This is a genomic window from Cohaesibacter intestini, from assembly GCF_003324485.1.
In the GTDB taxonomy this organism is placed as follows: Bacteria; Pseudomonadota; Alphaproteobacteria; order Rhizobiales; family Cohaesibacteraceae; genus Cohaesibacter; species Cohaesibacter intestini.
Genome location: NZ_QODK01000006.1, coordinates 59,169 through 84,366 on the forward strand (window position 1 = coordinate 59,169; position 25,198 = coordinate 84,366).

22 protein-coding genes are annotated in these 25,198 nt (G+C 53.6%); 9 read left to right on the forward strand and 13 right to left on the reverse strand.

Annotated features, from left to right (window positions below; genetic code table 11):
* Window positions 1–41 precede the first annotated feature (41 nt).
* From otnK to DSD30_RS18285, 3 genes are read left to right on the forward strand one after another with little or no spacing between them, the layout of a single operon-like run.
* The gene (gene otnK / locus DSD30_RS18275; protein ID WP_114011192.1) at window positions 42–1,319 is read left to right on the forward strand and encodes a 3-oxo-tetronate kinase; all 1,278 of its coding nucleotides are present in this window, start codon (window positions 42–44) and stop codon (window positions 1,317–1,319) included.
* Window positions 1,316–1,963: a 3-oxo-tetronate 4-phosphate decarboxylase gene (gene otnC, locus DSD30_RS18280; RefSeq protein ID WP_114011193.1), complete on the forward strand. Its 648-nt coding sequence runs from the start codon at window positions 1,316–1,318 to the stop codon at window positions 1,961–1,963. The genes otnK and otnC overlap by 4 nt, the downstream gene beginning before the upstream one ends.
* The gene (locus DSD30_RS18285) at window positions 1,963–2,724 is read left to right on the forward strand and encodes a hydroxypyruvate isomerase family protein (protein WP_114011194.1); all 762 of its coding nucleotides are present in this window, start codon (window positions 1,963–1,965) and stop codon (window positions 2,722–2,724) included. Before otnC ends, DSD30_RS18285 begins: the two co-directional genes overlap by 1 nt.
* A 162-nt stretch (window positions 2,725–2,886) precedes the next feature.
* On the opposite strand, the gene DSD30_RS18290 is transcribed toward DSD30_RS18285, so the two are convergent.
* From DSD30_RS18290 to DSD30_RS18305, 4 genes are all read right to left on the reverse strand, one after another.
* Window positions 2,887–3,819: a sugar phosphate isomerase/epimerase family protein gene (locus DSD30_RS18290; protein ID WP_114011195.1), complete on the reverse strand. Its 933-nt coding sequence runs from the start codon at window positions 3,817–3,819 to the stop codon at window positions 2,887–2,889.
* Between the two features lie 66 nt (window positions 3,820–3,885).
* The gene (denD, locus tag DSD30_RS18295) at window positions 3,886–4,863 is read right to left on the reverse strand and encodes a D-erythronate dehydrogenase (RefSeq protein ID WP_114011306.1); all 978 of its coding nucleotides are present in this window, start codon (window positions 4,861–4,863) and stop codon (window positions 3,886–3,888) included.
* A gap of 178 nt (window positions 4,864–5,041) precedes the next feature.
* A complete protein-coding gene (locus tag DSD30_RS18300; RefSeq protein ID WP_114011196.1) occupies window positions 5,042–6,670 on the reverse strand; it encodes a TRAP transporter large permease in 1,629 nt (542 codons plus the stop codon).
* Window positions 6,670–7,518 carry a TRAP transporter small permease subunit gene (locus DSD30_RS18305; protein ID WP_114011197.1) on the reverse strand — a complete coding sequence of 283 codons (849 nt, stop codon included), beginning with the start codon at window positions 7,516–7,518 and terminating at the stop codon, window positions 6,670–6,672. The genes DSD30_RS18300 and DSD30_RS18305 overlap by 1 nt, the downstream gene beginning before the upstream one ends.
* Window positions 7,519–7,982: 464 nt before the next feature.
* On the opposite strand from DSD30_RS18305, the gene DSD30_RS18310 reads away from it, so the two are divergent.
* The 3 genes from DSD30_RS18310 to DSD30_RS18320 all read left to right on the forward strand — a co-directional run bounded on the left by DSD30_RS18310 (window position 7,983) and on the right by DSD30_RS18320 (window position 11,191).
* On the forward strand, window positions 7,983–8,681 hold the full coding sequence (locus DSD30_RS18310) for a GntR family transcriptional regulator (RefSeq protein WP_198663040.1): 699 nt from the start codon (window positions 7,983–7,985) through the stop codon (window positions 8,679–8,681).
* A gap of 218 nt (window positions 8,682–8,899) precedes the next feature.
* A complete protein-coding gene (locus DSD30_RS18315) occupies window positions 8,900–9,919 on the forward strand; it encodes a TRAP transporter substrate-binding protein (protein WP_245418534.1) in 1,020 nt (339 codons plus the stop codon).
* Window positions 9,920–10,132: 213 nt separating this feature from the next.
* On the forward strand, window positions 10,133–11,191 hold the full coding sequence (locus DSD30_RS18320) for a metal-dependent hydrolase (protein WP_157967768.1): 1,059 nt from the start codon (window positions 10,133–10,135) through the stop codon (window positions 11,189–11,191).
* Window positions 11,192–11,200: 9 nt separating this feature from the next.
* On the opposite strand, the gene DSD30_RS18325 is transcribed toward DSD30_RS18320, so the two are convergent.
* The 4 genes from DSD30_RS18325 to DSD30_RS18340 all read right to left on the reverse strand — a co-directional run bounded on the left by DSD30_RS18325 (window position 11,201) and on the right by DSD30_RS18340 (window position 16,645).
* Window positions 11,201–12,580, reverse strand: coding sequence for an adenylate/guanylate cyclase domain-containing protein (locus tag DSD30_RS18325; protein WP_198663041.1), 1,380 nt, complete (start codon window positions 12,578–12,580; stop codon window positions 11,201–11,203).
* 54 nt (window positions 12,581–12,634) lie between these two features.
* Entirely contained in the window at window positions 12,635–13,483 is an 849-nt protein-coding gene (locus DSD30_RS18330) for an MBL fold metallo-hydrolase (RefSeq protein WP_245418544.1), read from the reverse strand.
* A gap of 47 nt (window positions 13,484–13,530) precedes the next feature.
* Window positions 13,531–13,974, reverse strand: a complete 444-nt coding sequence (locus DSD30_RS18335) for a Crp/Fnr family transcriptional regulator (protein WP_114011201.1) — start codon at window positions 13,972–13,974, stop codon at window positions 13,531–13,533.
* A gap of 64 nt (window positions 13,975–14,038) precedes the next feature.
* The gene (locus DSD30_RS18340) at window positions 14,039–16,645 is read right to left on the reverse strand and encodes an ABC transporter ATP-binding protein/permease (protein WP_114011202.1); all 2,607 of its coding nucleotides are present in this window, start codon (window positions 16,643–16,645) and stop codon (window positions 14,039–14,041) included.
* A gap of 409 nt (window positions 16,646–17,054) precedes the next feature.
* Between DSD30_RS18340 and DSD30_RS18345 the strand changes: the two genes are divergently transcribed.
* The 3 genes from DSD30_RS18345 to sseA all read left to right on the forward strand — a co-directional run bounded on the left by DSD30_RS18345 (window position 17,055) and on the right by sseA (window position 19,834).
* Window positions 17,055–18,095: a cysteine synthase A gene (locus tag DSD30_RS18345; RefSeq protein WP_114011203.1), complete on the forward strand. Its 1,041-nt coding sequence runs from the start codon at window positions 17,055–17,057 to the stop codon at window positions 18,093–18,095.
* A 343-nt stretch (window positions 18,096–18,438) separates the two neighbouring features.
* On the forward strand, window positions 18,439–18,783 hold the full coding sequence (locus tag DSD30_RS18350; RefSeq protein WP_114011204.1) for a carboxymuconolactone decarboxylase family protein: 345 nt from the start codon (window positions 18,439–18,441) through the stop codon (window positions 18,781–18,783).
* A 199-nt stretch (window positions 18,784–18,982) separates the two neighbouring features.
* A complete protein-coding gene (gene sseA, locus DSD30_RS18355; protein ID WP_114011205.1) occupies window positions 18,983–19,834 on the forward strand; it encodes a 3-mercaptopyruvate sulfurtransferase in 852 nt (283 codons plus the stop codon).
* 14 nt (window positions 19,835–19,848) lie between these two features.
* Here the strand turns inward: sseA and DSD30_RS18360 are convergent, their stop codons facing one another.
* From DSD30_RS18360 to DSD30_RS18380, 5 genes are all read right to left on the reverse strand, one after another.
* Window positions 19,849–20,367, reverse strand: coding sequence for a formyltransferase family protein (locus DSD30_RS18360; protein ID WP_114011206.1), 519 nt, complete (start codon window positions 20,365–20,367; stop codon window positions 19,849–19,851).
* Window positions 20,368–20,459: 92 nt separating this feature from the next.
* A complete protein-coding gene (locus tag DSD30_RS18365; protein ID WP_171021979.1) occupies window positions 20,460–21,209 on the reverse strand; it encodes an amino acid ABC transporter ATP-binding protein in 750 nt (249 codons plus the stop codon).
* A 67-nt stretch (window positions 21,210–21,276) separates the two neighbouring features.
* Complete coding sequence (locus tag DSD30_RS18370) at window positions 21,277–22,584, reverse strand: amino acid ABC transporter permease (protein WP_114011208.1); 1,308 nt, start codon at window positions 22,582–22,584, stop codon at window positions 21,277–21,279.
* Window positions 22,585–22,593: 9 nt separating this feature from the next.
* Window positions 22,594–23,787, reverse strand: coding sequence for an amino acid ABC transporter permease (locus DSD30_RS18375; protein WP_114011209.1), 1,194 nt, complete (start codon window positions 23,785–23,787; stop codon window positions 22,594–22,596).
* 175 nt (window positions 23,788–23,962) lie between these two features.
* Window positions 23,963–24,979, reverse strand: coding sequence for an amino acid ABC transporter substrate-binding protein (locus DSD30_RS18380; protein WP_114011210.1), 1,017 nt, complete (start codon window positions 24,977–24,979; stop codon window positions 23,963–23,965).
* Between the last annotated feature and the right edge of the window lie 219 nt (window positions 24,980–25,198).

Here is a 25,198-nt window from a genome sequence, read left to right on the forward strand (position 1 = left end):
TGTTTCGTCACCTTGGACACCCACTTTGGAAGGATTTTTTCATGGCTACCCTGCTTGGCTGTATTGCTGATGATTTTACCGGTGCAACCGACCTCGCCGGATTGCTCGCGCGTTCCGGCGTCAAGGTTTCACTCCGTATGGGCTTGCCAACCGAGCCTCCTGTCGATACAGCGGCCTTCGAGGTCATTGCCCTGAAATGCCGCACCGCACCGCTTGATGAAGCGCTCGCTGATGTATTCGCTGCCTATGAATGGCTCAAAAAGGCTGGTGCACAGCGGTTTTTCTGGAAATATTGCTCAACCTTTGACTCAACGGACAAAGGCAATATTGGACCGATTGCCGAAACCTTGATGACAAAGATCGGCACAAAACAGACGATATATTGCCCGGCTTTCCCCGAGAATGGACGATCAATTTTCATGGGCAATCTGTTTGTCGGTGAACAGCCAATCGCTGAAAGCCCGATGAAGGACCACCCCCTGACCCCCATGAAGGACAGCAACCTGATGCGCCTGTTGCAGCCTCAGGTCAGCAAACCGGTCGGGCTCGCTAACAGGCTCTGTGTTGCCAAAGGCCCTGAGGCTCTTCAGCAAAGACTGGACGAGCTGAAGACGCAAGGGGTGGCCCATGTGATTGTCGATGCTGTGGCCAACGAGGATCTCTTCACCATCTCCAAGGCCTGTCAGGACATGCCTCTGATGACGGGTGGCAGTGCCATCGCTATGCCGCTGCCTATGTTGTATCTGGAGCAAGGGCTGCTTTCTGCTGATGCCGGGAAGACCGAAATTCCTCATCTTGCCGACAAAGCCATTATCCTGTCCGGTTCCTGCTCAGCCATGACACGGGCACAGGTTGCAAACTATGGCGCAACAGCGCCCAGCTATCGGCTGGACCCACTGGAACTGGCTCAGAATGGCCCGAAAGCGGCCCTCGATTGGCTGGCTGAGCAGAATCTTGCCGATTCTCCTCTGGTTTATGCAACCGCAGAGCCTGATCAGGTCAAGGCTGCGCAAGAGGCCTTGGGCGTCATGAAGGCGGGGGAACTTGTCGAAGAAGCTTTGGCTGCGCTGGCGGTTGCTGCACGCGATCAGGGGGCTGAGCGCTTTGTCATCGCCGGTGGTGAGACATCGGGTGCGGTGACTCAGGCACTGGGTATCAACAAGCTCGATGTCAGCGTCGAAATTGCACCCGGTGTGCCATGGTCCTTCTGTGAAACAGCAGGCAAAAAGGTCGCCTTGACCCTGAAGTCCGGCAATTTCGGGTCAGAGGGGTTCTTTACCGATGCTTTGGCGCGCTTGAAGGAGCTTGAGGCAGCATGAGCGAGGAATCCAAATTAAGGGAATTGATGTGCCTGCTGGCAAAGTCGCTTTTTGATCGTGGTTTAACTGGCGGCTCAACAGGCAACATCTCGGCCCGCACTGCGGATGGAGGCCTGCTGGTTTCCCCTTCCGGCTCGTGTTTTGGTCGGCTCGACCCGGGTAAACTCAGCCGCTTCGACACAGAAGGCAAGTTGGTCGACGGGGACAAGCCTACCAAGGAAATGCCCCTGCACGCCGCGTTTTATGACACACGGTCGACAGCGGGCGCTGTTGTTCACCTGCATTCCTGTCATTCAGTTGCTTTGTCGATGATGCCGGACGCCAATGAGGATGACTTTCTGCCGCATCTGACGCCTTATGCCATCATGAAGCTTGGCAAGGTCAAGTTGCTGCCCTTCTTCATGCCGGGCGATGCGGCAATCGGAGATGCCGTCCGCGGGCTGGCGGGCAAACGTTCGGCCGTGATGCTGGCCAATCACGGCCCGGTTGTCGCAGGCAAGGATGTCGAAGCAGCATGCAACGCCATCGAGGAACTCGAGGATACGGCGCGCTTGGCGATGATGACGCGCGGCCTCCATCCCCGAGGACTGGGTGAGGAGCAAATCAGGAATTTGGTTACGAAATTTGACGTGGAGTGGGAGTGATGACGAAGTTTTCAGCAAATTTGGGGTTTCTTTGGAGTGACTTGGCACTTCCAGATGCCATTCGGGCGGCCAAAGCTGCCGGATTTGATGCTGTGGAATGCCATTGGCCGTTCGATTATCCGGCCGAAGACGTGAAACAGGCGCTGGATGAGACCGGCCTGACAATGCTCGGGCTCAACACGGTGCGTGGCGACACGGCCGCCGGTGACAATGGCCTTGCTGCCATTCCCGGTCGCGAGCAGGAAGCCAGAGCGGCTATTGATCAGGCGGTCGCCTATGCCGCTGCCATCGGAACACCGAATGTGCATGTCATGGCCGGCTTTGCGGGTGGCCCGAAGGCTCACGCGACCTTTGTCGACAATTTGGCCTATGCCTGCAAACAGGCTGAGGCACACGACATCACGATCCTGATCGAGCCACTCAATCACTATGACGCGCCAAACTATTTCCTTGCGACGTCAGAGCAGGCCAAGGCCATCATTCTGGAAGTTGGTGCACCAAACCTGAAACTGATGTTTGACTGCTATCACTTGCAGATCATGGAGGGTGATCTGGCTAACCGGCTGGAAAGATTGCTACCCCACATCGGTCATATCCAGTTTGCCTCGGTGCCAGACCGTGGGGCTCCGGATCATGGGGAAGTCAACTATCCCTTCCTGTTTGCGCTGGCAGATAGCCTCAAATGGACAACGCCAATTGGTGCAGAATACAAGCCCGGCTCAACACCAACTGACGAAACGCTCGGTTGGTTGAAGGCTTGACGGGCTTGTGCCCCGCCTTGCCTTCTCTGGCAGGCATGCAGGGCGGGGCTGCAACAAGTCATTGACATTGTCCGCCTGCGGGCAAAGAAATTACGGTGAGCAAAAGACAAAAACCCTGCCGACCAGATCCGGTCGGCAGGGTTTTGATGTGTCGGACAGAGCCTAGTCGCGCGGCAGGATGCGGCGGAGGGTTTGCAGGTTCTTGCCGCAAACCGATAGCCCGTCTCCACCATAGCTTTCCAGCAGAATGGGGCTTGCAAAGCCTTCTGCCAGTGCCATGCGAATGGCTTCGCGATAGTTGATTACCCCGAATTCAAGCGGAACCGGTGCCGTGGCATAACTGCCCGTGGCCGGGTCTTCATCGCGTGTGTAGTTCTTCACATGCCAATATTTCATGAAGGGAGCGACCTTCGCCAGCATGTCATTCCACTTGTCCATCGGACGATGCAAGCGAACAAGGTTGCCGATATCGGCGCAGATGCCGACATTGTCCCGGTCCACATCAGTGACAAAGCGTACCGCGCTGTCCGGTGTCCCGATATAGGTGTCCTCATACATTTCCATGGCGATCGAAATGCCATTTTCCTTTGCATGATCGGCCAGTTCGCGGATCCGATCCACCGCCAGCTTCCATGTCGCAGGGTCATCGGGGTTGCTGTAGCCCTCGGCGAGCCAGAACCACAGCGCCTTTTCCTGCGCTGGCGTGAAGGGACCGAAGAAGCCAAACGCAACTTCACTGGCGCCAACATCTGCTGCGGTATCCAGAAAACGGTGACAATAGGCCAGCGTTTGATCGCCGGCCTCGGGATCGATCACGCATTTGCGGGATGTCGACATGGCAGGGATGGTCAAACCAGCTTGCTTGACCACGGCCTTGAACTCGTCAAGACGGGATGGTTCCAGATCGGCAATCCGCATCCAGCTATCCGTGGGGTCTAGTTCGGTGAACCCTTCCTCTGCCACCTGTATGAGTGCATCGGCCCAAATCTCGGCTGGCGCGTCTTGCACCAGAGAGCCGTCCGGCAGCACCGGGGAGAAGGGAATCATCGCACAGGCAATCGGCCAATTGTCGCGCGTCCACCTGTATTTACTCATTTTGCTATCTCCAAATTTGACGGCAGGCCAACCGGACAGGTCAGCCGCCGTTGCGGGTCGTGTTGCTCACAGATTTGCATTCATGTAGGAGGTGATGAGGTCATCAAAGGAGGCATCTGCCTTGAAACCCAATGCCTCTGCCTTGGGCGTTGCAATGCCCCCTGGCCAGGTCACAACAATCGCTTCGATCTTGGGATCCGGGGCGTCCTTGACATGGGCGACCACTTCCTTGCCGGCAATGGCTTCCAGACGATCCAGCATGTGCTGAACGGAGACGCTCAAGCCCGGCAAAGTGATCGCGCCGCGATCCCCGATCACATCCTGACCAAGGGCAATGGCATGCATGACGGAGGAGACGGCCATATCCGGCGATCCAAGATGCAAGCGCGTGTTGCGGGATACCGGAAGCAGAGCCTGCTCACCGGAAAGTGGCTCACGAATGATGCCACTGGCAAAACTGGATGCTGCACTGTTCGGTTTGCCCGGTCGAACGGAAATGGTTGGGAAGCGAATGGTGCGTCCCTTGATGAAGCCCTTGCGACTGGCGTCGCGAACGAGATACTCGCCGACGACCTTCTCCATGCCATAGGAAGAAAGCGGCATAGGGGTCAGGTCCTCGTCAATGTCGGAATTGCCCGCGCAGCTGAAGACGGCGATTGAGGACGTGAAGACAAAAACCGGCGGCTTTGGCTGTTTGCGACAGCTGTCGATCAGCGCTCTCAGCGCGTCGACATTGACCTTCATGCCAAGATCGAAGTCCGCTTCTGCAGCCGAGCTGACCACGGCGGCCAGATGGACAAAGATGTCTGGCTTGATCTCGTCGATCCTTTTCAAAAGAGCTGTATCGGTCAGATCACCGACCAGCGCTTCGACTTTATCAAGGTCGCTCGCCAACCCTTCAACACCGTCTGCAAACATATCGCAGGCATAAACAGCATCGACAGGCTGCTCGGTACCATCGACCGTTATTGCGCCGCGCTCGACAAGGTCTCGCACCATGCGCTGTCCAACAAAACCACCAGCACCAGTTACTAGTATTTTCATCATGTCACCTTTTGTATTTGTGCGGATTTACCGCGTGCGAAGCCCTTCCAGCGGGTTGCCAGAATTGTTCGCCAATTCATGCATGGTGTCAGAAGGCACCGGCATTGCCGTCAAAACGGCGGGAGTGACGCACCGGATTTCGCCCACTGGGAGCCGGAACCCGATGCGGTCCTTTCAATCAGAGAAGAATTGTCACAATGTTTGGCCATATCAGAAGGATGGAGATCGCCAAGACCTGCACCCCGATGAAGGGCAGGAAGCCTTTGAAGATGTCCGTCAGAGAGATATGGTCCGGTGCGACAGACTTGAGATAGAAGGCCGCGGGCCCGAAGGGCGGCGAGAGGAAACTCACCTGCATATTCATACAGAATAGAACACCAAACCAAATGGAGACCATGTTGGGGTCCAGTTGACCAATGAAGCCGATTTCCTCAATCGGCAATCTTTGCACGATTGGCAGGAAGACCGGGATAATCAACAGCACGATACCGACCCAGTCCATGAAGGCCCCCATGAACAGAAGGATCACCATCATGGTCAAGAGGATCACCATGGTCGGCATTTCCGATCCGACGATCATATCCGCAATATAACGCGGCCCACCGGACAGGGTATATGACCCGGCCAAAGCCGCCGCACCGATGGTGACCCACAAAATGGTGCCGGTGGACTTCATCGTCCGCATCATGGAATCCCACAACAGGCCGATGGACGCCTCTCCCCGCAGCAAGGCAATTACGAAGACGGCAAACGCCCCCATGCCCGCAGCTTCGGTAATGCCGGTAATGCCGCCATAGATTGATCCGAGCACAACGCTGATGACGGTGAAAGGCGGGACAAGGCCTTTGCCGTGTTTCCAGCCCAGAGCGGATCGCTCACGGCCAAAAACAACATACACGAGGAACAGACCCAGGGCGACAAAGCCCGCCAGATAAGGGATGTGCCAAGACATACCCAACGCGATGGGATCTGCGGTTTCACCAAGGTTGGCATTCTGACCGGTTACGGTGAAGAACAACACGCGCAGCAGCAGAAGAGCGGAGACACCTGCCAACAGAATGGACAAGAATGCACCGAACATACCCATCTTTTGCCGTCCGGTCGGATCACCCGGCTTGGGATCAGGCAATGGGGCGTGTTCAGGATGCAGTTGGGTGCGAATGACGATATAAAGAATGATGAAGCTGGCAAGCATGAAGCCAGGCAGGAAGGCTGCGGTGAACAAAGCCTTGATTGAAGTCTCGGTGATCAGGCCATACATGATCAAGACGATCGATGGCGGGATCATCGTTCCCAGCGTGCCGGACGCACAGATCGTGCCGACTGCCAGTTCCTGATTGTAACCAAGCTTGAGCATTTGAGGCAGAGCAATCAGCCCCAGCAGCACCACTTCACCACCGACGATGCCCGACATGGCGGCCATGATGACGGCCATCAGGGACGTTACGATTGCGACACCGCCCCGGACACTCGAAAGCCAATAATCAAGGGCCTTATACATTTCCTTGGCGATGCCAGAGCGCTCGAGCAAGGCGGCCATGAAAATGAATAGCGGCACCGATATCATGACATAGTCGGTCAGTAGGCCGAAGACCTTTTGTGTCAGGATATAGAGAGGCCCGGTTCCTGCCTTTCCGGTTAGCAAGCCTTCGCCGAAGGTAAACGGGTCAAGTAGCAATGCGGGTTCGAATTTCATGACCATGACCAGAACGGCCAGGAAGAATGAAGCAAAAGCCAGCGGTACACCAATGGCAAGCAACATGCACATTGCCACCACAAGGACGATTGAGATTGTTCCGACGTCCATTATTCGACTCCAACAGTGCGTTTGAGGGTATCGATCTCGTCCTGATCCACTTCATCGGCAGCGCTATGCAGCACCTTTTTCTCGTTCCAGTCAGCAACCAGATTGATGACGGACTGAATGGCGATAAGGGATATGACGATCAGAATTGCGGGAAGAACAGTCGCCGGAATGGGAGGATCAAAGGCTGTGCCGAACATTTCCCATTTGTAGAACTTGTTGACGAAAACCTGATAGAAACTGCCATAGACAAGGAAGAAAGCCGTCAGGCAAACCGTCGCAACCGCGATGATGTCAAACACACGCTGTATGGTGCGGGGGACGACATCATAGAACAGGAAAATGCGGATGTGGCATCTTTGCTGCATCGCATAAAGACCCGAACACAGGAACACGAAACAGGCCAGCCACTGGGTCATTTCGTTGGCCCAAAGCGTCGGGGCCTCAAAGACATAGCGTAGGAACACCTCGTAAAGCATGATGCACGACATGCTGATGATGATGATCATCGTGACACGAGAGACGAACAATGAGAGGCGATCCACCTGCCTCCAGTGCTGATACTCTTTGGGTGCAATCCGGACGGTTAAACAGCCAATCACAAACAATATGGGAATAAGCACCATTGCCAGCCAGTCGATGGGATCGGCATGACCTCCGAATAAACCCGGAATCCCCGGTGCGATATCCTTGCTGGCATGCAGCTGGCTCATAATGTCGACGAGGCTTTGGTTCTCGGGCGGATAAATATCAAGGATAAAGGCCGGCATGTGCCAGACAACCCATCCTCCGCAAATCAGAAATGCGGAGGGAATGATCCACTCTCGCAATTCCCCGGTAGACACTCGCATAACCTATCCTCCTTATGCGAACTGGTATTTTCACAGAGCCGGTCATGAAACATCGGGTATTTGGGTCCATGTGCACTATTGATGTACCCATCGCTGGTTAACCTGCGATGGGTAGTCAACTGCTGCCTATCGTTGGCAGCGGTCACCTTCCAATGGTGCTTTGAAACATGCGCTGGTTTTCATGCAACCCCCCAGATCTTTATCCGGCTTTGAGAGCCAACTGGATATCCATCTTTTAGAACAGACTTGACGCTGAACGTGATGGACTGGCGCGGACTTCCCTGGCCTACCGTGCGTCCCAACGCTGACAATCTTGGAATCCTCCAACTCCTTGCCAATGCATCAGGCTGCCCGATTAGGCCTTTGGATAAGTGAGGCCGAGGCTAGCTCCTAGGGATAAAAGTTAACGTCCAAAACCAAAGGCCGCAAGAAAAACATTGAGATTATACAAAAATTATGAAATTATGCGTTATCTCGTGATTTTTAAACACAAACATCTTTGTGGTAAAATGTCAGAAATAGCAGATATGTTCGAAAATATGCGCGACCGGATGGTCAGCGCTGAATTTGCACCTCAGCAACGCATTCGTGCGGAAGACTTGCGGATGGATTATGGGGTTTCGGCTTCGACAATGAGAGAAGTCCTCTTCCGGCTCTCAACGCTTGGACTTGTCGATTTTCAGGAGCAGCGCGGGTTTCGTAAGCCTGCTCAATCTGACCAGTTGCAGGATGAATTGACCCATTTTCGCATTCTGCTCGAATGCGAGGGTGCTGTGCACTCCGTGCGTAACGGAGGCATTGCCTGGGAGGCGCAGCTGTCCGCGGCGCACTATGCTCTGGGGCATATTGAATCCCGAGCCAAGGATAACAAAGATCCTTCACCGGAACTGCTGATGCTATGGATGCATGCCGAGTTGGACTTCCACAAGACGCTGATCTCTGCCTGCCAGAATGACGTTCTGATCCAGACGCATGAGAGTGTTTTCTTCCGTCATCGACAGCAACTCAATTTCCAAGACAGAGACTTCCACAAGGTTCCTGCCAACATTCATCATCACCAGCGCATTCTGGATGCTGCGCTTGAGAAGGATGCTGATGCGGTGCGTGAGCATCTGACCAACCACTTGCTGCAGAATCTTAACAAACCGGCGTCTTCAACGTGAGGATGTGTATCTGATTTATGGGCACGCTCGGATACCACCATGATGGTCGTGCGCCTAGAAATTGTCTGAAGAGGGGATTCAGACCGACTGATAGTCGGCTGATATGGAGAAACACAGTCTCTTCAGGCGATCAAGCGACCCTTTAGCGGGTCTTTTGGGGGAGCCCGAATCTTTTGATCCGGGCGCCTGGTAGTTCCAATATTTGAAAGGACACTCAGGTGAAACTATCAACTAAACTGGCGATGGCTACGGCACTCAGCTTCGGCATTCTTACGTCTGCGGCTAGCGCTGCAGATGTCACATTGCGAATCCAATCGCATATGGCGCCAGAATCAACACAGGGTAAACTGCTCGCCAAGTTCGTCGATGATATCGAAGTGATGTCTGAAGGCTCGATCAAGGTCGAATTCTTCTATTCGGCTGCTTTGGTAAAACCGTCTGAAACCTTTGACGCTGCTGCCACGGGTATTCTTGATTGTGATATGACCAACGGGTCTTATCAGACCGGTAAAAACCCGGCCTTCCAGTTTGTTGCCGATACAATGGGTGGCTATGACACCCCAATGCAATATTTGGCATGGATCAACTTTGGCGGCGGTCGCGAAGCGATCAATGAGCTTTATGCTCCATACAACATGCACTTCGTCGGTGCACAGGTTGGTGGTCAGGAATCCCTGAACTCAACCAAGCCATTGCCTAACATTGGTGCCCTCAAAAACTTCAAATTCCGCTCTCCTCCGGGCCTGGAAACAGAAATTTTCCAGTCTCTTGGCGCCAAGCCTGTGGTCATGGACTTCACCGAAATCTTTACCGCTCTCGAAACCGGTATTGTTGATGGTGCTGACGCTTCCACACTCGCTCAGAACACCTCCCTTGGTGTTTATGACGTAGCCAAGCACACCACCTATCCGGGCTTCCACTCCATGTCTTCTGACCAGCTGGCCTGCCGTCAGGATGCCTGGGATGGTCTGTCCAAAGGCCAGCAACGCATCATCGAAACCGCACATAAGAAGCTGATGTCTGACTATGTGATGATCACGATGATCGAAAACGGCGAAGCTTTTGCAAAAATGGACGATATGGGTGTCTCCACCTATGACTGGTCCGCAGAAGATCGTGCTCAGTTCCGCAGCGCTGCAAAAACCGCGTGGGATGCATGGGCCAAGAAAACGCCGGAAGCCGCCAAAATGGTTGATAGCCACAAAGCCTTCCTGAAACGCATCGGCCTGTCCAAATAAGCTCCTCTTCCCCACACCAAAAGGCACCTCCAGCCAATCGGCTGGGGGTGTTTTTTTATGCTTGCGGTCCTGTGTTGCATTCCAGCCTTTGTTGCGCACGAATAGCCACCTATCAAAGGGTTGGCGCTTGTATCTGGTGGATGAAGGGCCTACATGCTGCCAAGACTTGATGAGCAAGACACAGGTCATTTGTCAGGCAGGTTGGAGCAGTATATGGATTCCTTGACGCAGGCGGTATTGGGCGCAACAGTCGGCTACGCAGTGGGTGGTCGCCATTTGGGGCGCAAGGCTGCCTTGTGGGGGATTGGTTTGGGCACCCTGCCCGATCTGGATGTGCTGGTGCGCTATGTGGACCCGATCGACAGTTTCGTCATGCATCGCTCCTGGTCGCATTCCTTGATCCTGACGGGTCTGGCAGCCTTTCCCCTTGGGTTGATGATCAGTCGCCTGCATAAGACAGCGCGTGCTGCACCAATGCGCATGATATGTATGGCGTGGCTGATCCTGTTCACTCACATCATGCTCGATGCGTTGACGAGTTACGGCACGCAAATTTTCTGGGGTCTCAAGGAAATCATTCCGACACTGCCTCAGGCACCGGTCGGGGTTGCGTCGATATCGATCATTGATCCGGTTTATACTCTGCCCTTGTTGTTTGCGACCATCTGGATCTTGGTGCGAGGTCGTGTGCGGCCAGATGGCCGGGCAACACGTGCTGGATCCGTCACAATTGTGGCCCTGCTCTTCTCCACCCTTTATCTTGGCTGGGGATTGATCGCGCAATATCAGGTAGAGCAAAAGCTCAGAGCGCAGATGGCCGCCGCGGGAACGAAAATTGATGATGTCTATGTCACGCCAACTTTTGGCAATTCGGTGCTTTGGTATGTAATGGTGCGCGAAGGTGACAAGGTTCATTATGGTTTGCGGTCGTTGCTGGAAGATGCGGACAAGCCAATCGAACTGAGAACGCAAGAGCGACGTTCTGATCTGATCGCCTTACTGACAAATGGTTCAAAAGCGCAACAGGTCGTGGCTTTTTCTCATGGTTTTTATCGCTTGGCCGAGACGGATGGGCGCATCTATATTGCCGACATGCGGATGGGCTATCCGCCGCATTTCGGGTTCAACTTCGCATTGGCAGCACGGCCAGACGCCGCTGAGGATCCGGTGGCCTTGATGCCGACAGAGCATGTGCGTGGACATCTCGACAGTCGCCTGTTTGGTTTCCTCTGGCAGCGCATATTCGATCCTGCAGCCAGCATGGCCAACTGACGGGCCCCGTTAAGCTCGTCTCTCGGGCTCCGGCCAGACGACAATATCGATCGGGTCAGGCAATCCTGCAACCGGCACGCCTATGCGGTGATCGGTTCGGGATCCCGGTGTGAAACCATCTTCGACTGCTCGCTCGAAACAGGTTTTGGACGTGACAAGGCATGATTGTTGCGCCTTGTTGGCATCTTCCAATTTGGCAGTCCGGTTGACCGCATCGCCAATCACCGTGAATTCAAGGCGATCATGCACCCCAATAACGCCAACCATCACGCGACCAAAATCCACTGCGACACCTATCCTGAAGGGCTCCGGCCACCCCAGTTCTGTAAAGGCATGGGACTTTTCAGCCATGGTCAGGATGATTGATTCTGCGGCCTCCAAAGCTCGGGCTGCGGGATTCTCGATGACAGTGACCGCGCCAAAAGTGGCCAATATGCCGTCGCCCAGAAATTTGTCGACCGAACCACCCGCCTTCTCGATCAACGGGACGACTATGGATTGATAGTCTGCAAGGATCTGGATGGTTAGTTCGGGCGCCAGATCTGCGGAAATTCGGGTGAAGCCCCGTACGTCAACCAGCATGATCGCCGCATCGCGTAACTCCCCCTCACCGGCCTGCATCACCTCGTCAGAATCGGTAATTGAACGTGCAACATCATCGGAGAAGAAGCGCTGTAATTGTTGCGTTGCTGTCTGTTCCTTGACCGCCGTAAAAAGCAGACTGCGACCTCTTAGCAACATCAATGTCAAAATGATGGTCACGGCGATGATGACAAATATCTTGTCCAGTTCTGCTCCAATCAGAATCGAGTCACTGGTGATGTAGGTGACATAGTTCCTCGTGATCAGCATACCGTCCATGTCGGAAAAAAGCGCATAGCCCAGCATTCCTATCCAACCGACAACCGCGACAGCACCCGTGAAAAGCACATAGCGGGCGTCGAACCGCAAGGACCGCAGAGCGATGAAGAGGAATAAATATAGGAAGGTCGGCGATTTCAGATAAAATGAAGGATGCTGGAGATACTGGATATGGTAGCTGAAAATGATCCCCAGCAACATCGAAACATCAATCAAAATCGACAGAATGATCAGCCAGTTGGGTAGCAATTGGCGGTGGGCCAGAAAGAGCTTGGCGAGGGTGAACAGCAGATAGCCGACCAGGGCCATGGGCACGAAATTATGCCCCAGATTGCCGCCTTCCGCCCGTGGTGCGATGAGATAGAGTGTGCCGAACAGGCAGATAACCAACAACTGAACCCAGCCGATCAGGATTTCGGCGGCTTCTTCTTGTGTCTGGATTTCTCTAAGCACACGCCGGGGGACATGCTCATCGGGCCGATTGTGGCCCATATTGATGATTGTCCGGAAGATCTTTGGCAAAGTCATGATGTTGGCAATCAAAATTGATATGGGCGCTGCGACACAATCTGCATAGCGTGTTTAATCCGGCGTTTGATTGTCTGGCAAATTGGCTGGCAACTCAATCACCATGCCTTGCCGACCGACGGTGACTCTATTTGACGAGGCGTTGACATGGGCCTGTATCTGATCGAGTGCTTCATCCGTTCGGTAAGGTGCGTGATGAAACAGAATGGATTGCTTGACCGATGTCTCTTTCGCCAGTTGCAGACACACATCATCGGTGGAGTGACCCCAGCCAACATATTTGGGATAGTCCTCTGCTGTATACATCGCATCAAAAACCATCAGGTCGGCACCACTGACAAAGGCTTTGATATCTTCACCAAGACCACCTGCTTCATGCTCAAAATCGGTGACGATGGCGATGACACGCCCTTTCCATTCGATCCGATAACCACAGGCCCCACCTGGATGGTTCAGCCGGATTGTTTGGATTTTGGCACCGTTATCGAGTTCCATGGTCTCGCCGATGGTGAATTCACTGAAGGTGGTGCATGTCAGAAGTGTGGTGGTCACCGGAAAAAGCGGCGGTTCCATCAGTTTTGACAAGGAATCATGCAAGGTCACGCCATTGTCGAGGATCGGACCATGGGCCCTCACCTTCACATTGGGATTGTAGGCCGAGCAAAAGAAAGGCATGCCGCACAGATGATCAAAATGATAATGCGTGACAAACAGATCCAGTTGCTCTGTGCCGCGGGCGATGAGATCAAGCCCGAGATGCCGGATGCCAGAGCCGCCATCAATCACGATGACATCATCGCCGCAGGAAATCTCAATGCAGGCTGTGTCGCCGCCATAGCGGCTCGTTTCCGGTGTGCAACAGGGTATTGACCCTCTAACGCCCCAAAACCGTACCTTTACCACTTCACTCAATGTTGTCTCCTGTTACGGCTTTGGTGCCATGCGCCGGTTCACGACTTCAGCAAGGTCAGTTCCTTGTTCATCCGGTCCAGGCGCTGACCCAATTCCCGCATCACTTCCAATGAAACATCTGGAAATTCTCGCAACAGTTTAAGGAAGTTGTCTTTAGAAATTGCCAATGCTTCCAGATCCGTCGCCGCTACAATGGTTGCTGTGCGGGGTACATCGCAAAGAATAGCGATTTCACCCACAATGTCATTGACGGTGAAATCGGCAACCTTGACCGGACCATCGGGCGTATCAACCAGAACATCGGCTGTGCCATCCAGTATGATGTAAGCGGCATCGCCTGTTTCACCCTGATCACACAGATGCTCTCCTTGAGTGAAAAACAATCGATCACTGATGAAGGCCAACAGCTTGAGCTTGGCCGCTTCGATGCCCTTAAAGAGGGGCACTTTCTTGAGCGTTTCGACCTCAGTATTCAAGCCCATGAGTGTTTCCTCCGGTGATGAAGGCAGGTGTCCTGTTGTTGTTGTCGGTCGCGGATCACTGGCATCAGACAGTCTCCAGAATGTCTTGTGGTGCGCCGGACTGGACGATCCGGCCTGATTGCATGATGTGGAGTTTATCACAATTGGGTGCCAAGTCGGGACGATTGACGCCCCAGATGACGGTCTTATTGGCCATCGCTTGTTCCACCAAAGCGTGGGTTACCTGATCTTCGGATGTGCCTTGCAGCAAATCGTCAGCGATGAGGATTGTTGGTTGTTTGAGCAAGGCACGAACCAGTGCAATTTTGCGTCTTTGCCCGACGGATAGAACGCTGCCCATCACGCCGACATCGAAGTCGAGCCCCGCCTGCATGATATAGGCCGTGAGGCCCACCTCTTCGCTGATGTCAGAGACCAGCCTTGCGACGGCCTCCTGGCTGCCCCGGCGATCCGCACGAGGCAGGCCGAAGACCAAATTTTCCGAAATGGAGAAATAGGGATGGACTGCATCGCGATCAAAAAAGGCGAAATCCTTGCGATCCTCTTCAGACAGGCTTCGCCGAAAGGCTTCTCGAAGGGAGACGATTTGTGCGGCGCGTTCGTCTGACAGCACTCCCAAACGGTGGCGAGCGGGACTGAGGCGAAAGGCCAGCGCGATGAAACGGCGGGTCTCCCAGCGTTCAAGCGCTTCTGCTCCCTGACTGTGTGCCTTTGCAACAAGATTGCGATATTCAACCAACTCTGTCGCAGTCATCAGGTCGAGGGACTCGAGGATAGCGCTGTCTCCGTCTATGTCAGAGAAGAGTTCGATAATCGCATCGGCCACGGCTATGCCGATTTCGACAAACAGCTTGCGGCAACCGCTTTGGTTGAGGAAGGCCCGCACATGGTCATTTTCCGACAGCATGCCGACCTCGGTATGACGATCGGCGGAGGTGGCAAAAAGCAGATTTTCAGCGAGCGTTGCAGTGGGGTTGAACGCATCCCTGATCCAGAAGGCGATTTTGGAGGACAGGTTGCGGTTTGCCTGAACATCATCGAACAACTTGTTACGCGCCATCAGAATGGCATTCTGGGTCTTTTCATCCAGATTTTCAGGAAAGCGAGAGCGCAGTCCCATCTGGTAAATGTCATCTCCAAGTCCCACATGATTCAACAATTCGACAGCGCGGGTGTCGAGTTCTTCGGGTGTCGCAACGCCTGCCGCTTGATAATTTTCCCAAATGGCTTCAATAACATAGGGTGTATTGCCGGTCAGTTCGGCTTCCCGCATGCGATCGGCCAGATCATCAAGCGCTTCGGGGGTGGAAATTGGCCGGTTGCGAATGCTGTAACGCAGATTGGATCGAATGGTGCCAGAAAAGATCTGCGGCGATGGGCCGATATAGGCAACCTTCTGTCCGATGACGCTTTCCGGCATTTCTTCAAGATTCTTGCCTCCTACCGTCAGGCGACCCGATTTGGGCGACAGCAAACCTGCTAGCATGGCGGCCAGTTCGGTGCGGCCACTCCCATCTCCTCCCACCAAGGCAACCGTCTCGCCGGGGTCTATCGACAAGGTGATGGCGGACAGCTCCTGCCCGGCAGAATCTCCCACATAGGTGACATGATCGAGTTTCATTTGACCTGCCATTGCAGAGAGCAGATCTTCAGTCGGTTCCGTAGAGATACGAGTGTCTGGATACAGATCGGGTATATCGAAATTCTCGACAATGGCCTCATATTTGATGCGTACATCGGCTTGATTCTGGTAATAGCCGAGCAGCTCCTTCCATGGACCCGCCAAGTCCTTGTAGGCAGCCAAAACCGCAACCAATGCCCCAAAACTGACGTCGCCCTTGATCACCAGATATCCGCCGATCGAGTAGAAGAAGAAGGGGGTCAACTGGTTGATGAAGTTATTGATGAACTTGATCATGAATTTGCGGCGGAAAACCGCAAACCGGATGGTGAAATTGGCGTGTAGCCGGTCGGTCAATTCTGCCAGATGCCATTGGGCGGTGTCGTTGGCATGAATTTCTGTGATGCCCTGCACACTTTCCCCGATCCGGTCGGAAATACGCCGGACATTGCGGACACGCTCCTTATTGAGCATATTCACCCGCTTTTGCAGTTTGGGGATGATATAGCCCTGAACGGGATAGAAAGTGATCGCTGCGACGCCCAGCAGCGGGTCCTGCACGAAGATGAAGACCAGATAGACCAGGAGCTGACCGCCCTGAAAGGCGGGCAACGCCACTGCATCGCCGATAAACCCGCCCAGTGGCTCTACTTCCGAGGTGATCATCGGGATGATTTCACCGGAACTCATCTTGCGAAAACGAGGCAAACGGAACAGCAGGACGCGTTTATATAAATCATAGCGCAAGCGGCGCAGCATCCGTTCACCCACCAGCCCGCGATAGACATTCAACACATATTTGACTGCATTGTTGATCACTACGAGGCCAAGGAAGGAGAAGCACAGGAGCAGCAGATAGTCGATCTGCCCCCATTCGGCTCCCAAAAGAGATCGCGGGAAATTCTTTCCTGAAATTGCGTCATTGACGATCAGCTTGGGAAGCTCAAGCGTGTAGTAAAGGATAGGAAAGGAAAGCAGCGTAATCAGAAACAGGATGATCTGCTGTGTCCTACTGTAGCGCCAGACAAATTGAAAAAGGCTCTTTTCCATGCTTCCCCGTCTTCAACCTGTTGGTTGCCAAGTGTTTTTGAAGCGCTAATCCACTGATGCAACCATGGCATCTATGGGGCGCAACATCAATAACCATTGTTTGACATCATAGTCAGATGCAATCGCTCCTTGTCCAATCACAGTTGCTTGCAGTTGGGTTCATTCTGATCGGCTGCTCCCGATGCAGGTCCCGATCCGTTGTGCATGAAAAAGTCTTTTTCGCAAGCCGGGCGGCATGACAAAATTTGCCCTGAAGCTGGATCGTAAGAGACCGAGCCACCGCAGATGGTGTCATGTACGAAAAATCGCGGTTTTTGTATTGCCTCACGCATTGGGACTGGCTTGTTTCCAAAGCGCGGTTTTCCTACATTCCATCCATGAAATCAGACCAGAACAGGATAGCGACCCCATGGAAATCCGTGCAGATGTGACCAATGCAATTGGCAACACCCCCCTTATTCGCTTGAATGCGGCGAGTGAGGCGACGGGCTGTGAAATCCTTGGCAAGGCGGAGTTCCTCAATCCGGGGCAGTCCGTCAAGGATCGTGCCGCCCTCTATATTATCAGACAAGCTGTTGCTGATGGCAGCTTGCGCCCCGGTGGCACAATTGTCGAAGGCACCGCCGGCAATACGGGGATCGGGCTTGCGCTGCTCGCCAATGCTCTTGGCTATCGCACGGTGATTGTCATTCCTGAGACCCAGTCTCAGGAGAAAAAAGACATGCTGCGCCTTGCTGGTGCGGAGTTGGTGGAAGTGCCAGCCGTGCCGTATCGCAATCCCAACAATTACGTCAAGGTGTCCCAGCGTCTCGCTGAACAACTCAATGAGAGTGAACCAAATGGAGCCATATGGGCCAACCAGTTTGACAATGTGGCCAACCGTCAGGCTCATATCGAGACCACTTCGCAGGAAATCTGGCACCAAACGGATGGCAAAATCGACGGTTTCATCTGCGCTGTCGGGACTGGCGGTACGCTGGCTGGAACCGCTCAGGGTCTGCGGGCCCACAACCCGGATATCAAGATCGGTCTGGCCGACCCGCATGGCGCCGCACTCTACAATTATTACAAGCATGGTGAGTTGAAATCTGAAGGATCTTCGATTTCAGAAGGCATCGGTCAGGGCCGGATCACGGCCAATCTGGAAGGCCTGAGCGTGGATCATCCCTTCCAGATCGCCGACAAGGACGCCCTTCCCTATGTGTTTGATCTTCTCGAACATGAAGGCCTGTGCCTTGGTGGCTCATCAGCAATCAACATTGCCGGTGCAGTCGAGTTGGCAAAAGCATTGGGGCCGGGCCATGTGATCGTAACCATTCTGTGCGACTATGGCACGCGGTATCAGTCCAAGCTCTACAATCCCGATTTTCTGGCCTCCAAGGGCCTGCCTGTGCCGCAATGGTTGACCCTAGAGAGCCGCGTCAAGCCGCCACTGGTGGCCGAGGCCTGATGAAGATTAACAATGTGACCATGAAAAGGGTGCCTTGCGGCGCCCTTTTTTCATACCTTTTGTGGAAACCGAGACTTGCGACAAATAAGTTCATTGGCAGCGGGTGGGTTTGTGGCACTCTGCTGCCATAAACAGCCAGAGTAATGGTTATGCACTGCCTATATTTTCACGATAATTGAAATACGGTTGGCAGAGGCGTAAGACGATCATGCAGATACGACAGGATCTGCTCCCGGGTGCCTGTTCGGGCATGATTATCTGGCGAGATACAACCCTGCTGTCATTTGTTCGATGCTCCTTGTGGGCATCTGGCTCGAAAGACGCTGACTAAATGAGGATTCCCATGGCGACTGACTATAAAAAGCTGATGACTGATGTGTCCAAACAAATCGGAACCTTGCGCAAGGATATTCCGGACACCATGGCTGGCTTTTCCGCCATGTCAGCCGGGGCTGACAAGCCCGGCGCGCTTGATTCCAAAACCAAGGAATTCATCGCGCTTGGAATCGCCATTGGTCAGCGGTGCGAGCCGTGCATCGCCTTCCATACCCGCGCCTTGTTAAAGCTGGGCTGCACAAAGGCCGAGTTCGAGGAAGCCCTTGGCACCGCGATCTATATGGGCGGAGGCCCTTCCCTGATGTATGCGGCCAAGGCAATGGATTGCTGGGAACAGCTGGCGGGTGAATGATTGCCGCTGTGGTTTGAATGAAATGAAAAGGTCGGGCAGTCCCGGCCTTTTTTTGTATCCGGCTTTTTCGCGCCAGACTTCCTTGCTGACATACATTTTTGGTGCATGAATGGGCTTGGCTCTTTTCGCGGTCGACCTCGTTGGCTAGGGTTGGTTTGATTTTCGGTATGCCGATGCGGCAGATGTTTGGGAGGTTCCAATGGGTGAAAGAACAAAATGGCTGGTTAGCACGGACTGGCTCGAAGGCCATCTCGATAGCCCGGACCTCGTTGTCGTGGATGCGTCCTGGTTTCTGCCCATTGAAGACAGAGATCCAATCGCCGAACACAAAGCAGAGCATATTCCCGGCGCCATCTATTTCGACATGGATGCTGTCGCTGATTTGAGTGTCGACTTGCCACATATGCTGCCAACGCCGGACTATTTTGCAACCTCGGTGGAAGCCCTTGGCATTTCAACTGGCCAGAAGATCGTCGTGTATGACAGCAAGGGAATCTGGTCAGCCCCGCGCGTCTGGTGGACATTCCGCACCATGGGCGTGTCAGACGTCTATGTGCTTGATGGCGGTTTGCCGAAATGGAAGCGCGAGGGACGCCCCCTCACCGATCAGCCGACGCACCGGGTCACGGGTCGCTTTCAAGCACGGCTCGATCATGGCGCGGTCAAAGATTATGCTGATATGCTCAAGGCAATAGAGGATCCGGAAGCGCAGATTGTCGATGCACGGTCTGAAGAGCGTTGGCGTGGCCTTGCGCCTGAACCACGGCCAAACTTATCATCGGGCGGCATGCCGAACTCGAAAAATGTGCCCTTTGTCACTTTGGTGGACGAAGACGGATGCTTGAAACCAGTTGATGTATTGAAGCAGATTTTTGATGAAGCGGGTGTCGATCTGAGCAAGAAGATCATCACGTCTTGCGGATCTGGCTCAACTGCGGCTGTGCTGACTTTGGCGCTGGACACGATTGGCGCGACGAACCTGTCGCTCTATGATGGGTCCTGGACAGAATGGGCAGCCAAGGAAGACAGTCCGATCCTCTCCGAAGCCTAGCGCCATTTCACGCTCTATTGCTTTCCCCAGCGTTCGGTTGGGTGAAAAATTGGCTTTTTGTGCCCGGCGATTAGATCCAAATTGTCGAGAGCCAGTTGCAAGCTATGCTGATAGGCCATGGTTTCGATCAGCTCTAGTGTCGCCCTTTGCGGCACCTGAAACCGCCGAACCGCGATGATCGGTCCGGTATCCACGTCGCGAGCCATTGCGTGCAGGGTCACGCCATAGGCCCTCTGCCCAGTTTTCAAAAGTGTCTTTGTGGGCCTATATCCGGGCATCCATGGCGGTCCCGGGTGAATATTGAGAGCTTGGTCGAGTTGTGACAGCATCGCTTCCGGTACGATGACATCAGTCAGAAAGCCAAATAGGGATACCGAGGTCGGTGCCTTGGCAAAGAGTGCTTCGAGCATCGCCTTGTCCGACGCAATGCTGGTTTGCAGCTCTGGTCGAACATGAGCAAGTCGCTGCGCAAAATAGTCAGCTTCCTGTTCCGGCATCAAGAGGATCAATTTGTCGACTGTCTCTGTTGTCATGCCAAAAGCTCATCACGTCTCGTTCTGGTTTCCAATCGAAAAGACCCGATCCAATGGACCGGGTCTCAAGATTGTTCAAACCCAATTTCTGCCTAGTGCAGGATCTGGCTGAGGAAGAGTTTCGTGCGCTCATGCTGCGGATTGGTGAAGAAGGCTTCCGGCTCGTTCTGTTCAACAATCTGACCTGCATCCATGAAGATCACGCGGTTGGCAACCTGACGGGCAAAGCCCATTTCGTGGGTCACGCAAAGCATGGTCATGCCTTCTTCGGCAAGACCCACCATCACATCAAGCACTTCCTTGATCATTTCCGGATCGAGCGCTGAGGTTGGCTCATCAAACAGCATGATGCGTGGGTTCATGCACAGCGAGCGGGCAATCGCCACACGCTGCTGCTGACCACCGGAGAGCTGGCCGGGATATTTCAAGGCCTGCTCAGGGATCTTGACGCGCTCAAGATAGTGCATCGCAATCTCTTCGGCTTCCTTCTTGGGCATCTTGCGCACCCAGATCGGGGCCAAAGTCAGGTTTTCAAGAATGGTCAAATGCGGGAACAGATTGAAATGCTGGAACACCATGCCAACCTCACGACGAATTTCGTCGATTTTCTTGAGGTCGTTGGTCAGCTCAATGCCGTCTACGACAATCTTGCCTTCCTGATGCTCTTCAAGGCGGTTGATGCAGCGGATCATCGTGGATTTGCCTGAACCGGATGGGCCGGCGATAACGATACGCTCTCCCTGCATGACCTTGAGATTGATGTCACGAAGGACGTGGAAGTCACCATACCATTTGTTCATGCCTTCGATTTCGATGGCAACTTCGCTGTCCGATATATGCATCTTTGTGCGGTCAGCGTGGATTTCGGAGGCGTCAACTGTTTTATCAGTCATAGTGTGCTCCTAAAGCTTATCGTTTATGACCGGTGTGCAGCCGGTTTTCCATGAAAATTGAGTAACGGGACATGCTGAAGCAGAAGATCCAGAAGATCGAGGCTGCGAACAAATAGCCCGTATGAGACGTCGATGGCGTTGACCAGTTGGGATCCGTGAAGGATAGCTGCACCTGCCCCAACAGGTCGAACAGACCGATGATCAGCACAAGCGTGGTATCCTTGAACAAGCCGATGAAGGTGTTCACGATGCCTGGAATAACCAGTTTCAGCGCTTGCGGCATAATGATCAGTCCGGTTGATTGCCAGAAAGTCAAACCCAGTGCGTCAGCCCCTTCATACTGCCCTTTTGGGATGGCTTGCAAGCCACCACGGACAACCTCGGCCATATAGGCTGCGGAAAAGAGAGCAACACCGATCAGAGCGCGCAACAATTTGTCAAACGTGACGCCTTCCGGCAGGAAAAGCGGCAAAACAACCGACGACATGAAGAGCACGGTGATCAATGGGACACCACGCCAGAACTCGATGAAGAACACCGATACGAGGCGAACCGCGGGCATTTTTGACCGACGTCCCAACGCAAAGGCGATACCCAAAGGCAAGGATGCCGCGATGCCAGTGATGGCGATCACAAGGGTCACAAGGAAGCCACCCCATTTTGCGGTTTCAACCGGCATCAGACCAAAATCGATCGACATGACGGCAAGAATGGCCGCAAAACCCAGTGCAATGACGCCGATGATGATCATAAGCGGCTTGATCGGGCTTTTGGTTGCGTAGGCAGTCACCGCGCCGATGCCGAGCAGAATGGCAACTGCAATCACAAATTCGGCAATCCAGGTCTCGAAAGACAGGGACACCCCGGTCAACAGCTTGAAGGTCATCACTGGATAGACCAGCACCATGAAAAGAATGTTTTCACGCTTGAATGGCAAAGCTGGAATGAGCGCGGGGACCAGTCCCAGAGCACCAACGAGGAAAACAATATTAACCCGCCAGTATTCCTCAACCGGATAACGACCATAGACGAACTGCGGGAAATAGGCCTTCACATAGGCCCAGCAGGCCCCATGCGTGTCAACGCAGGCTTCGCGGTTGGTGCCCTCCCAGACGGCGTCAACAAAAGCGAACTGAATGAGCGGCGGTACCAAAAGATAGATCAGGTATACCCCCAACAATGTCAGCAAGGTATTGGACACGGAGGAAAAGAGGCTTTCTTTCATCCAATGCACGGGCCCTCTGATGCTGGAAGGCGCAGGTTTTTCCGGCGTCATTTCCTTGCGAACAAAGGAGACTGATTGCTCAGCTTGAATATCAGACATCGATCTCTCCTATCTTTCGACCAAGGCAATGGACCGGTTGTACCAGTTCATTATCATGGAGGTTATCAAGGACAGGGACAGATAGACCAGCATCCAGATACCAATGATCTCGATTGCCTGACCTGTCTGGTTCAGCACGGTGCCACCAACCGAGACAATGTCTGGATAGGCAATCGCCACCGCAAGGGACGAGTTTTTCGTCAGGTTCAAATATTGACTCGTCAGCGGCGGGATGATCACGCGCATCGCTTGCGGGATGATGATCAATCGCAGCGTATGGCTTGGCTTTACACCCAATGCATAGGAAGCTTCGGTCTGCCCGTGGCTGACCGCCAAAATGCCTGCGCGGACAATCTCGGCGATGAAGGCGCCGGTATAGATTGTCAGAGCGAGCAACAGGCCTACAAATTCGGGGATAACCTTCATGCCACCGGCAAAGTTGAAGCCTTTAAGCGCTGGCAGATCATAGGTGATCGGCATACCGGCAACGAAATAGGCAACCAGAGGCAAACCGATTAGCATACCAAGGCCTGTCAGGAAGACCGGGAATCGCTGGCCCGTTGCCATTTGCCGCTTTTTGGCCCATCGGTACATGATGATGACGCCGAGAACCGCAGCAATCAGAGCATACAGGATCAGAGCCGATCCTTCGCCAAATTCTGGTTTTGGCATAAAGAAGCCGCGGTTATTGAGGAAGAAGCCCCCGCCAAAATCCAGCGACTGCTTTGGATGCGGAACGGTCCGTAGAACAGCGAAGTACCAGAAAAACAGCTGCAACAGCAGCGGAATGTTGCGGACGATTTCGATATAGACCGTAGCCATCTTGGAGATGACCCAGTTATTTGATAGTCGCGCAATACCCATGACGAAGCCGACAATGGTGGCGAAAAAGATGCCGATCACTGCAATAAGCAAGGTGTTCAGCAAACCCGCCAGCAGGGCTTCTGCATAGGTTGAGGTTGCGGAGAGGTCAATCAGGGACTGGTTGGGCAGAAAACCTGCCGTATTGTCCAGAAAGCCAAAACCGGATGCGATATTCTGTTTCTCAAGGTTATGGGCGGTGTTCTGGACAATATTCCAGACCAAATAGACCAAACCGCCGACAAGAACGATCTGATAGATGTAGCCCCTTACCTTGGGATCGTTAAATATCGAGCCCTTGGCCGAGGAACCATCCCCAGCCTGATGAGAGTTAGCAGCCATTTGTGCCTCGTTGGTGACTGGTCTTGTTGCTCGTTATTGCTTTGACCAGGCTATCGAGACGCGACGCCAAGCGTTCCCACTTATGTGGGTTATGATTGTATTTACGCTGTTTTGTCGCGAACAAAAAAATTACCCCGGCAGATTCGTGGTATCTGCCGGGGCGTAATCCAATTGATTAACGGATTGGCGGTGCGTACATCAGACCACCTTTGGACCACAGAGCGTTTACGCCGCGTGCAATGCCAAGTGGAGTGTCCGGACCGACATTTTTGTCGAAGCTTTCACCATAGTTACCGACGGCTTTGATCACGTTGTAAGCCCAGTCATTGCCGAGGCCGAGATTTTCACCGAAGGACCCTTCAACGCCGAGCAGACGACGGATTGCAGGGTTGGAGCTTTCTTTCATTTCATCAACGTTGGCCTGGGATACGCCGAGTTCTTCAGCGTTGATCATTGCAAACAGAACCCATTTGTTGATGTTGAACCACTGGTCGTCACCCTGACGAACAACTGGGCCAAGTGGTTCTTTGGAAATGATTTCCGGCAGAACGACATGGTCAGCAGCGTTGGTGAGTTTCAGGCGCTGTGCATACAGGCCGGAAGCATCCGTGGTGTAAACGTCGCAACGACCGGAATCGTATGCCTGAACAACTTCGTCAGCTTTTTCGAACTGAACGAGTTCGAGTTCCATGTTATTGGAACGGAAATAGTCGGTCACGTTCAGCTCGGTGGTGGTACCGGTGTTGGTGCAGACAGATGCGCCAGACAGTTCCAGAGCGGAAGAGACGCCCAGAGATTTGCGGATCATGAAGCCCTGACCGTCATAATAGTTGACGCCAGCGAAGTTCAGGCCCAGAGCGGTGTCACGGGTCATGGTCCAGGTGGTGTTACGCGGCAGCACGTCGATCTCGCCAGACTGCAGGGCGGTGAAACGCTCTTTAGCAGACAGTGGGGAGAATTTTGCGCCCGAAGCGTCACCAAAAATTGCAGCGGAAACCGCGTAGCAGAAATCGACATCGAGGCCGGTCCAGTTGCCCTGATCATCAGGGTTGGAGAAGCCTGGCAGACCCTGGCTCACACCGCACTGTACGGCGCCTTTGGCCTTTACGTCATCAAGAGTGGCAGCGCCAGCAGCAGTTGCGCCGACAGCCATTGCAGAACCCATAAGTACGGAGAGAAGAGCTTTTTTCATATTGCAGCCTATGTTCGTTGCCCGATAGGAAAGATTTGATTGCAAGTTTGAACATGTTGTAGGGAAAATCCGAACTGGATGCATCCCGCCACGTGTTCTTTCATTGTTTGGTCGATTGCAGGATGTGCAATTGACACCGCTATCGAAGGAAATTATTTGATCTCGGTCAAGAGGAAATGTGACCTGATATCCACGAAACTTGTCGATTCGCATGAAAAA